Source organism: Leisingera sp. F5 (genome assembly GCF_001593695.1).
Genome location: NZ_LUKH01001076.1, coordinates 1 through 1,298, shown reverse-complemented (window position 1 = coordinate 1,298; position 1,298 = coordinate 1). Strand labels below are relative to the sequence as shown.

The window sequence follows — 1,298 nt, the reverse complement described above, 5'->3', positions numbered from 1 at the left end:
GCCGGAGCCCGCGCCCCTTACCGGGCGGTCGTCGTTCATCCGGGGCATCCTGCCGCCGAACCGGCGCAGGAATTCTTCCATGAACTTGTCATGCGGCATCCCCTGGCGGTCGGCAGCGGGCCGCGCTTTGCCAGTGACCTCGACAAACACAACCGCAGGCGAGATGGTTTCGACAAGATCCGCATAGCCGCCGACAGGCACCGCCAGTGCGGGGGCGGGGGCCAGGGCAAACATCGCAGCGGCCGAGGCCGCAGCGGTCAGGGCAAAGACAGACCGTTTGGGAGCGTTGGTTCTGAGCATTTTCATTTCCTTGCGTTGAAGTGGTGCAAGGCAGATGGCAGTGCCGGATTTCAATGTCCTGACGCATTCTATACAGATCTGTAATGTGCGCTGAGGTGCCATCCGGTGTACGACCCGGCGGGCAGCAGAACGGGGGATGCGGTGAAGATCCTGGTGATGGAAGACGACACGACCACGGGGCCTTATGTGGCCACAGGATTGCGCGAGGAGGGGCATAGCGTTGATCTTGTCACTGATGGCCGCGAGGGGCTGCTGCAGGCCAACGCGGCTGACTATGACGTGCTGATCATCGACCGGATGCTGCCCAGCCTCGACGGGCTGAGCCTGATCAAGACCCTGCGCGGCGCGGGCGTGCGCACACCTGCCATCATGCTGACGGCGCTCAGCGGTGTAAACGACCGGATCGACGGACTGGAGGCCGGGGCGGATGATTACCTGGTGAAGCCCTTTGCCTTTGGCGAACTGGCCGCCCGCGTGGCTGCGCTGGCCCGCCGTCCGGGACTGCAGGCACAGGAGACGGTGCTGCGGGCAGGTGATCTGGAGATGGATCTGGTCCGCCGCAAGGTGACCCGCGAAGGGCAGGAGATCGACCTGCTGCCGCGCGAATTCCGCCTGTTGGAGCATCTGTTGCGCCGCAAGGGCCGCGTGCAAACCCGCACTATGCTGCTGGAGGCGGTCTGGGACATCAGTTTCGACCCGCAGACCAATGTAGTGGAGACCCATATCTCACGCCTGCGTGCCAAGGTCGACAGGCCCTTTGAGACTGAGCTGATCGAAACCGTGCGCGGCGCGGGGTACCGGATTGCCGAATAACCTGAGCACCCGCGCGCGGGCCCTGCTGCGCTCCTCGCCGATGCGGCAGTCGCTGTGGCTGTCGCTGCTGTTCGTGGCGGCCAGCTCGCTCAGCCTTGGCATTACCTATTATGTTGCCCATGGCGCCCAGCGGCAGGCGATCGAGGAAAGCCTGACCCAGGACATGGCGGGGTTCCGGGCTACGC

The 1,298-nt window shown here is 64.6% G+C and carries 1 protein-coding gene and 2 pseudogenes; 2 read left to right on the top strand and 1 reads right to left on the bottom strand.

The window, feature by feature from the left end:
- Nucleotides 1–300 (bottom strand): annotated as a pseudogene (locus A2I95_RS39010) (trypsin); the annotation flags it as partial.
- A 141-nt stretch (nucleotides 301–441) separates the two neighbouring features.
- On the opposite strand from A2I95_RS39010, the gene A2I95_RS39005 reads away from it, so the two are divergent.
- Nucleotides 442–1,113 carry a response regulator transcription factor gene (locus tag A2I95_RS39005; protein WP_027260116.1) on the top strand — a complete coding sequence of 224 codons (672 nt, stop codon included), beginning with the start codon at nucleotides 442–444 and terminating at the stop codon, nucleotides 1,111–1,113.
- A pseudogene (locus tag A2I95_RS39000) lies at nucleotides 1,103–1,298 on the top strand (sensor histidine kinase); the annotation flags it as partial. The gene A2I95_RS39005 and the pseudogene A2I95_RS39000, both read left to right, overlap by 11 nt.